The following is an 8,221-nucleotide window of genomic DNA, read 5'->3' on the forward strand; positions in this document are numbered from 1 at the left end:
TTCTCGCTTGTGTCTTTATCTGGCTGCCGCTGATTTGAATTCTATACAGCCCCTAATAACTGAATAGCGTTACTAAATTACCGATATCACTACTGGTCAATATGGGGGCAAAAAACCCACCAGATAAGGCTAATAATGCTAAGGGTAAGGCGTTTTGGCGCACTGCTAAGCCAATCGTAATGGCCGATAATATACCAAGACCAATAAAGCTCGGCACACTTGCTAGCACCTGATAAACGCTATAGGCAAAAAAAGTCGTCAAATAAGCAATCGCTAAACCAGCGCCTTGCAAAGTGATACCGTAAGCAAAGCGATTTTTTGCTAATTTTAGGCCTAGTCCTGCTAGCCCTAAACCAATAATTCCTATGGCAATGAGCTTTACGGTAATCGGTATTTCGATATAGTCGCTTAATAAGCGCAGCAATAACACCACGCCGACCAGTAATACTAAGACACCAACACGAACCACTAAATTGCCACCAAAAAACCAGTTTTTAATGGAATGGATCAGAGAGGTGACGATAGGGAGTGAGCGCTCATCAGGCTCTATAGTAGAATTGGGTTTTGGTACCTGCGGCTTTGCAGGTCGGTTTTTGATAGAGTCAAAAGGCGGTATAGCTGAGGCGGGAGAAGTGGCTTTCGCTTCTTGAGATGGTGAATCGCTTAAGCTAGGAGGCCAGGTGCTTGGCGTGACATCAGCTGCTTGTGCCGATGATAACTCAGAAACATTATCTTCTGCTTCTACGGTATTAATAGCGATAGAATGGTCGAGATTTTCTATTGGCGTACTATTTTTATGCTGTTTACTCTCAGCTTGTAATTGCCTAATGTCGCCGCGTAATTGTTTAAGCTGCTTATTTATCTTAGCGTATAACGCGACCACTACGGTCAATAGAACAATAAAAGCCAGCCAACCCAGCTGGTTGATAAATAGGTATAGCATCCTCGTCACTCAATCCATCCGATAATAGAGTGATAATGACGTTATTTGACGATAAGCACAAGACTGGTCATTCTATTGCAACAATAAGGGCAGCTTAAATAGTAAGCTGCCCTTATTGTTGTGTCGTTATCTATAATAAAAAACTATAAAGCTTTATGCCAAATTAGTTTTCATAAACTCCAACATATTTTCCCAGCTTTGCTTAGCCGCAGTTTCATTATAACCAAGATCTACCTCGTTTTTGGCAGCGCGCTCGTCGGCATGTGGATTGGTAAAGCCGTGCTTGGCGTTATCATACACATCGATCGTGTAGTCAACATCGGCAGCGTCTAGCTCAGATTTTAGACCTTCTATCGCTTCCATAGATACCATCGAATCATCACGACCGTGGGCGACCAATACTTTGGCGGTGAAGTTTTTGTCCGCTGGCTGTTTTGGTGATGGGTTACCGTGGAAAGTAGCGACTGCTTTTAATGGCATGGCTTCGCGCGCCATATCGAGCACGACTTTGCCGCCAAAGCAAAAACCAATCGCTGCTAAATTGTCGCCATTAACTGCCAACTGGTCACTGAAATCATTGAGGATTAAACGGCAGCGGGTCATAAGCATGTCTTGATCGGCAAGGACTTGTTCCATCCACATGTTTGCCATTGCTGCATCGGTGGTCAGTTTGCCGTCACCATAGACGTCCATCGCCACAGCGGCATAACCTGCTTTGGCCAAGCGTTCAACGACTGATTTTGGATGATCGACCACACCCCACCATTCGGGGGCGACCAAAATACCTGCTACAGGATTTTCATCTGAGGCGTTTTCTGGCAGCGCAACATAGCTGATAAGCTCAACCCCATTATCGGTGGTACTGATTAATTCAAAGGTTTTAATTGACATATTATTGTCCTTTTTTATGTTATGAGTTTTACGTTAAAAATGTTATTTGTCTGCTAAATTTCAACAAGCTCTTTATTTTTAATTTATCGTTTTCCTTACTTTTACTACCTTAACGCCCATGTTAAGCAAAAACAGCTATAATACTGTAACGCTCTTTATCAAAATGCTACGGCAACTTTATGACACTAAATTTGTTACACAACCATGAGGCCAACTTAGATGCTGGTATTAGTGTAGATATGAAGCCTCAGGAAAAAATCGAATCAAAACCAGATAAGCTTTCACTACTAGATGCGTCAGCGACCGATGCCTTGCGCCCGCAATTTTGGTCGCGTTTTACGCTAGCAGAATTAAACCATAGCGAGTGGGAAGCGTTATGTGATGGCTGCGGCAGTTGTTGCCTTATTAAATATATGGACGATGACAATGAAGAGGAGGTCGTAGAATATACTGATGTGACTTGCCAGCTTATGAATTGTGCGACGGGCTATTGCCAGCATTACGATACGCGCCAAGAGCATGTGCCAGACTGTATTCAGCTGACGATTGACAACCTACCAGATATGATGTGGCTACCGTCGCACTGTGCCTATAAACGCTTGTATAAAGGACAAAACTTGCCGAGTTGGCATATGTTATTGACACAAGATGCGGTGGTGACCCAGCAACAAATGCGCGCTGCTAATGTTGGCGTGGCTGGGCGCTGTGTTTCTGAAATAGGCATGTCTGATGAAGATATGGAAATGCGCGTGGTCACTTGGGTTACGCCTTAATCAGGCTATAGTCAGTTCTAAACCACCACTGGTGCCACATTTGAATGTTTAACAGACCCTAAAAAATACAGTACAAATTGCTATCACTGCGAAGCCTGAGCAGCAGACTTGGCTTTTGCTTCAGCGCCAGCTTGCGAATCAGCCAGTGGCGGAATCGGGAGATCCTGACGAATTTGCCGTGAAAACTCACTGCTATTACTATTACTGTCAGACGCTGGGTTAATTTGATTGTTAAAATCGCGAACCTTGGCATTGATATGGGTGCGCTCATACCACGTATCCATCGACCATGGCTGCCCTTGCTCTTTAGTATCGGCATCCAACATCCCGACATCGTATAGATAATTTGGTAGCCAACCAGATACCCAAATCCGGTAATCCCACGGTAAACGATCGCCACTGATAATACGCGCCATATAAAAAATAATATTGGTACAATTACTGATTAACGTATTGTACCAAGCGGGCTTGGCATTCAATTCATCGGCAGCGGTCAAGTAAGATTCAAACAACTCCTGAACCTCATGCTGCTGCAAATGACTGATGGGAAATAGATACACTTGCTCACCGCGCGCGTTACTACGGGTATAAATAATATCGCGCTCTTCTGCGGCGATTAAACTCAGCTCAAAACGTCTAAAAAATCCTGCAAGGGCGGAAAATGTTTCGTCACTTTCTTTACGAATCTCAAACGAGAAGGCCAGCGGTCGATCATCTTCAAAACGAAAACTGACCAAGGTATGGGCAATCAATGGTCCCATCCAATAAGAATTGGTCACATCGACGCCAGACAGTTTTGACATATCGATGGTGCGCGTCTCCCAGCGTTCAGTCGCTTCAGTGTTGGTCTGCCAATCAAAGTTACGTACGTTGGTGAGAGTGATTAAATCAGGATTGTTCGCATCACGCTCGTAAGTCACGCGCTCACTCACCTCAGCCATCCAATCGCGCTCTTGTTTAGGCTCAATAGAGAAAAACCAGCCAAGCCCAATCAACCAAATACCAGCGTATAAACCAGTGAGCCATTTCGCTGCTACTTTTTGGTTTGTTTGATTATGAGCTAAACACTGGTCATTTAGCCGCTTAGTGTTTCTCGGCCAATAACGGATACCAAATAAAGCGACCAGCACCCCAGCGATGACAAGGGTTACTAGCCATGTCGTGACTGAGCGCAGGCCAAATTGATACCAAATGGCCATCAGCAACCAAACCGCCGACAGTATCAGCGTCAGCGCAATAAGAAACTGCAAAAGATAACGTCGCCACTTAGATGTTGGCTGTTTAGGATGAGATGCTTTATTGTCTAAACCATTTTCTGAATGATGGCCAGTTGAGCGAGACGAAAGCAGGCGAGAAAAAAAGGTACGTAGCGACATAGGTTTTACTTTGAGGAACACAGCCTTTGACCATAGCAAAGTTTATAACACACTGACAATACAATTTGAGTGAATTTGTCGTTGAATGTCGCTAAGCCTTGCGATAAAGTGGAGCTAATTTATACTGGTCTACTTATTGATTATTATTTATCGGCTCCTATTTATAGTGAATTCGATATTAAAACGATACAGCGGGAATGGGATGAATTTTACGTGGCCTCTGTCGGCGTAGGCACAGCAAGCCAGAAAAATTCATACCAGTTCCACGTTGGAATATAACGTATTTGTTTTATTTGGAATCGACTATATTAGGTGCGCTTGTTATATAGTTATTATGGATTAGGGCACTACTAATGAGCGAACTGTTTTAACGCACAGGTTTTTATTTAGGTCATTAATCCCCATTTATGTTTTCTCTGTTGCTTTTTTTAATTGTTATTCTAATTGTCATTAACTAAAGAGGTTAAACCACACCACCATGTCTGACGACACTCCCAGCCCGAGTAGTTGGTCGATGCGAGGCTTAAAACGCTGGCTATCGACCGCCCCCGAAACCCGTGATGAACTGATTGGTTTAGTGCAACAGTCGCGCCAGTTCTTAGAGCCTGATACGGTTGATATGTTAGAAGGCGTGCTGGATTTGCCGGCGACACAAGTTCGCGAAATTATGACCCCGCGCCCCCAAGTGGTTGGGCTGCATGAAAGCACCAGTCTGGCTGAAGTGATGGATATCATCCTTGAGACGACTCACTCGCGCTATCCTGTTTTTGACAGCCAAGACGATGATGCCGTGATTGGTATCTTATTGGCAAAGGACTTGATTCCTATTTTGGTGCATATGGTACGCGATCAAGAAGATAAAATTGATAGCAAACGCCTCAGAGATTTGGTGCGTCAGCCACTGTATATCAGTGAAAATGCGCGTTCTGACACCTTGCTACGCTCCTTGCAGCGTACTCAAGTGCATATGGCAATTGTCGTCGATGAGTTTGGTAACTTTGGCGGTGTGGTAACGATGGAAGATTTACTCGAGGAAATCGTCGGTGACATCGTCGATGAGCATGATGACTTTGAGGAAGACAGTGATATTAATAATATCGTCGCTGATCCTGAAAAGCCAGATACGTGGCGCGTGCAAGCGTCGACAGTGATTGAAGATTGTAACGACGAGCTTGGCTGTCACTTTGATGATACCGATGTCGATACCATGGGCGGTTTGGTCATGCAGGCGCTGGGTTATGTCGGTGATCTAGAGGGCGAGAGCGTGGTGATAGATGATTGGCAAATCACTATTACTGATGTTGAAGGGCGTTTTATTCAAAATCTTGAGCTGAGTAAAGTCAATCCTGAACAGCAAATATTGATAGGCAGCCACTAGCGGGATAATGGGCTTAGGCTGTGTCTTCAATCGGAACTGAACTTTCAAAATCAGGACATGTCTTCCAATAAAGATAACCGTACAAACACCAATAAAAACACGATTGCGGTCGTGTTTTTTTTATTTTCAAAATAGCGGTTGTAAGTCGGCTTTTTTGCAACGCAAATTTACCCATTATTTTAAACAGACTGGTATCATGGGCGGGTTTGATTTTTAGGCACAGTCTTTGTGAACTTTGAAAGTGTTCAACAGGCTCTCGTCACAATATGGCGAGCGCTATATCAAACATTAAATGAACATTTAAAATGATTGAATAATACGATTCTGGATAATTGCTATGCGTCTGTCTACGGTTGATTTGCAAAAACGTCTAAACCCCGATAAGCCAAAGGGCTTACCGATGGGGCTGACGGTATTGATTGCTTGGCTGGCGGGGGCGGTATTTATATTCGCGCTTGCACCCTACGGTATCTGGCCGCTAGCACTGGTATCGCCTGCTATTTTGTATGCATTATTGATACCTGATATGAGTGGCAAGCGTGCTTTTCTTATCGGTCAGGCTTATGGTACGGGGCTATGGTGTGTAGGGGCGTTTTGGCTCTATACCTCTATCCATGTTTATGGGGCGACGCCTGCATGGCTTGCGCTGATTATGATTGCGCTGATGGGTCTTGGCATGGGGCTGTTTCATGGCTTTTTGGCGCTGGTCTTTAATCGTTTCGTCGGTAAGCAGCCGTTGTCTTTTGCCGCGCTGTGGATATTACAAGAGTGGATGAAAACCTGGTTGTTTACTGGCTTTCCGTGGTTGTTCGTCGGCTATGCTTTTACTGAACAGTATTGGTTATCGTCATTAGCACCAGTGGCTGGCGTGTTCGCGGTGTCTTTTGTCGCCGTATTATTAGCAGCAAGTGTGGTGGAGCTACTGCGCCGCCGTAGTGGTTATATGATTCCCTCGCTAGCGTTGTTAGTTGTTAGCAGCGTATTGTGGCTGGTTAATCCACAATGGACCAAGCCAAAAGGAACGCCTGATTTATCCGTCTCATTAATCCAAGGCAATATTCCCCAAGATTTAAAATGGCTGACCGAATACCAAATAGAGACCTTGGAGATCTATGCGACGTTGACACGAACCGAGTGGGGACGTGATATTGTCCTATGGCCAGAGTCATCGATTCCGATGTTTCAGACCGAGGCCGTGGGCTTTATCAACGAGATGGTCAAAATGGCCAAAGAGACCAATACGACTTGGGTCACCGGTATTCCTTATAAAGATGAAGCAGGTTTTGATGCTAGTACGGATAAATATCCGCCTTTTTATAATAGTGTGATTGCGTTAGGATCTGAAGCAGAAGGACTGTATAAAAAGCAGCGTTTGGTGCCCTTTGGCGAATATATTCCATTTGAAGGTATGCTAGATATTTTACCCAATTTGGCAGGCAGTCAGGATATTATGAGCTATAGTCGTGGTAGTGATGAACAGTCACCACTACGCGTGCGTGGACATAATTTAGGGGCGGCAGTTTGCTATGAGGTGGCCTATCCTGATACCACACGCAAAAATGCCATCAATACTGACTTTTTATTGACCATCTCCAACGATGCATGGTTTGGCACTTCAGCAGGTCCGCTGCAGCATTTGCAAATGGTACAGATGCGCGCATTAGAGAACGGCCGCTGGTTTATGCGGGCAACCAATACTGGGGTGACGGCTATCATTGACCATAAAGGCCGTATCATCGAGCGTGCACCGCAGTTTGAGCGGACAGTATTACGCGGTGATATTCAGGCGCGGGTGGGTAATACTCCTTTTATGCGCTTTGGCAATTATCCTATCTTAATCATTATTGCGCTTTTGCTATTATTAAGCTATCTTGGCAAGCGTGCGACCCCGCGAACGCGTTTGGTCAAGTAGTGGAAAATGATAATATAGTTTGGTTTTAAGGTTTTTTAATAATAAATCCATTAAATAGTTAAGGGTTTTAACAAATCGATATAAATTGCGATATAATAGGCCAATATTTTAAATATTTTGTGCAAGGTGGATAAGGTATGTCAGAACATATTGTCGAAAACAACCCTAAGAAAGAGTTTTTGTTTGCCTTGGGCGGCGTTGCTTTATTCTTGGCTATCGTCTTACTTATCGGCATCTCAGGATTTCTGCGCCCAGCGGGTGAACATATTACTGCTGAGACTACCGAAGAGGTAGCTGCCGCAGAAGCGACTACTACTGAAGATGATGCGCCAGCTGAAACTGCCGCCGCACCAGCAGAAGAGGTTGATGCAGCCGCTACGACTGATGCACCAGCCGATGCCGATGCCACTCCAGCAGCAGATACCGACGGCGCTGTCGTTGCTGCTGAATCTGGCACAGCAACCGCTGAAGGTACCGTTGATCAAGCGGCAGTTGCTGATACTGATTTGACCACTGAGCAAGCAGATGGTGATTTAGAGGCGGGTGATGCCGCTGATGACACGGCAGTAGCACAGTAGTTTTTAGCTTTTTCATACCGTCACACAGCGCTACAATTACTAGACCTTTTGCAAAAGTACCAGTTCATTGACTTCAACTGACGAAGTTACAAGGGCTAGCGATGACTTATGCAAGAGGTCTACTATGTTATTTATATATGGTTAGTTAAAGACGCGAGTGATACAGCGACGTGTAAGAGTCAGTGTGGTTTAAATCGTTGATTTAGTTGTGTTGTAAGTACAGCGCTATAAGTAAAATAGCATCGTCATCGATATTAAAAAAACTCGCCCTCATCCAATGAGGGCGAGTTTTTTTGTGGGTATTTGTGTAATTACTAGGGCGTGTCATCAATTAGCATAGATATTTCAGAATAAGCTATACTTAGATCGT

At 44.5% G+C, this 8,221-nt stretch carries 7 protein-coding genes; 4 read left to right on the forward strand and 3 right to left on the reverse strand.

Annotated features, from left to right (window positions below):
• Positions 1–52: 52 nt before the first annotated feature.
• Together EI162_RS12330 and EI162_RS12335 are read right to left on the reverse strand one after the other, a co-directional pair.
• Positions 53–943 carry a DUF2339 domain-containing protein gene (locus EI162_RS12330; protein ID WP_192524632.1) on the reverse strand — a complete coding sequence of 297 codons (891 nt, stop codon included), beginning with the start codon at positions 941–943 and terminating at the stop codon, positions 53–55.
• Positions 944–1,096: 153 nt separating this feature from the next.
• Positions 1,097–1,834, reverse strand: a complete 738-nt coding sequence (locus EI162_RS12335; protein ID WP_192524633.1) for a dienelactone hydrolase family protein — start codon at positions 1,832–1,834, stop codon at positions 1,097–1,099.
• Positions 1,835–2,073: 239 nt separating this feature from the next.
• On the opposite strand from EI162_RS12335, the gene EI162_RS12340 reads away from it, so the two are divergent.
• Positions 2,074–2,607, forward strand: a complete 534-nt coding sequence (locus EI162_RS12340) for a YcgN family cysteine cluster protein (RefSeq protein ID WP_413038393.1) — start codon at positions 2,074–2,076, stop codon at positions 2,605–2,607.
• 83 nt (positions 2,608–2,690) lie between these two features.
• Here the strand turns inward: EI162_RS12340 and EI162_RS12345 are convergent, their stop codons facing one another.
• The gene (locus EI162_RS12345) at positions 2,691–3,983 is read right to left on the reverse strand and encodes a DUF4105 domain-containing protein (protein ID WP_192524635.1); all 1,293 of its coding nucleotides are present in this window, start codon (positions 3,981–3,983) and stop codon (positions 2,691–2,693) included.
• Between the two features lie 478 nt (positions 3,984–4,461).
• Here EI162_RS12345 and EI162_RS12350 point away from each other — a divergent pair, with 478 nt between their 5' ends.
• The 3 genes from EI162_RS12350 to EI162_RS12360 all read left to right on the forward strand — a co-directional run bounded on the left by EI162_RS12350 (position 4,462) and on the right by EI162_RS12360 (position 7,851).
• Positions 4,462–5,361, forward strand: coding sequence for a CBS domain-containing protein (locus EI162_RS12350; RefSeq protein ID WP_192524636.1), 900 nt, complete (start codon positions 4,462–4,464; stop codon positions 5,359–5,361).
• A gap of 337 nt (positions 5,362–5,698) precedes the next feature.
• The gene (gene lnt / locus EI162_RS12355; RefSeq protein WP_192524637.1) at positions 5,699–7,273 is read left to right on the forward strand and encodes an apolipoprotein N-acyltransferase; all 1,575 of its coding nucleotides are present in this window, start codon (positions 5,699–5,701) and stop codon (positions 7,271–7,273) included.
• A 137-nt stretch (positions 7,274–7,410) separates the two neighbouring features.
• Positions 7,411–7,851, forward strand: coding sequence for a hypothetical protein (locus EI162_RS12360; protein WP_192524638.1), 441 nt, complete (start codon positions 7,411–7,413; stop codon positions 7,849–7,851).
• The last annotated feature ends 370 nt before the right edge of the window (positions 7,852–8,221 follow it).

This window comes from Psychrobacter sp. FME6 (assembly GCF_014861365.1).
Lineage (GTDB): Bacteria > Pseudomonadota > Gammaproteobacteria > Pseudomonadales > Moraxellaceae > Psychrobacter.